Raw genomic sequence first — 522 nt, 5'->3', positions numbered from 1 at the left:
CTGAACCGAACCCCATAAAGCGGACAGTTTAATAAAAACCCCTGCCTAGGCGGCGATGAGATGACTCCGGTATTGTGCCGGAGTCATCTTTTTTAGATTCCATTGATATCGGTGGTTGTTGTACTCATAAATGTACTCATCCACCAGCTGCTTGAGCTCATCGAAAGTACGACATTGTCTGAACTCGAGTTCATCTTTCATATGCCCAAAGAAGGATTCCATCGGCGCGTTGTCCAAACAGTTTCCCTTTCGGGACATCGATTGTCTGATTTTCATGTCCTTGAGATATTTCTGGTACTCGGGATGGGTGTAGTGGACCCCTTGGTCTGAATGCAGGATGATTTCCGGATGTAGGTTCTCTCCAAGAGCTTCTTCAAGCTTGTCCAGCGTCCGGTACACGATTGGCATGGAAAGGCTGGTCGTCAGTTCATAAGCGAGAATTTCCTTGGTCGCCACGTCCTTCACAACCGATAGGTAGGCAGGTTGGCCCTTGCCGTGATACAGATAGGTAATATCAGTCAG

1 protein-coding gene is annotated in these 522 nt (G+C 47.9%); it reads right to left on the bottom strand.

Annotated elements, in window-relative coordinates; genetic code table 11:
* Positions 1-45 precede the first annotated feature (45 nt).
* A partial coding sequence (locus AC6CHQ_RS16350; protein WP_498082074.1) for an IS3 family transposase occupies positions 46-522 on the bottom strand: 477 nt, incomplete at its 5' end.

The organism is Bhargavaea sp. GQ12 (assembly GCF_059758705.1).
The sequence above is the reverse complement of the archived record's forward strand: the minus strand, read 5'-3'. Positions and strand labels throughout refer to the sequence as shown.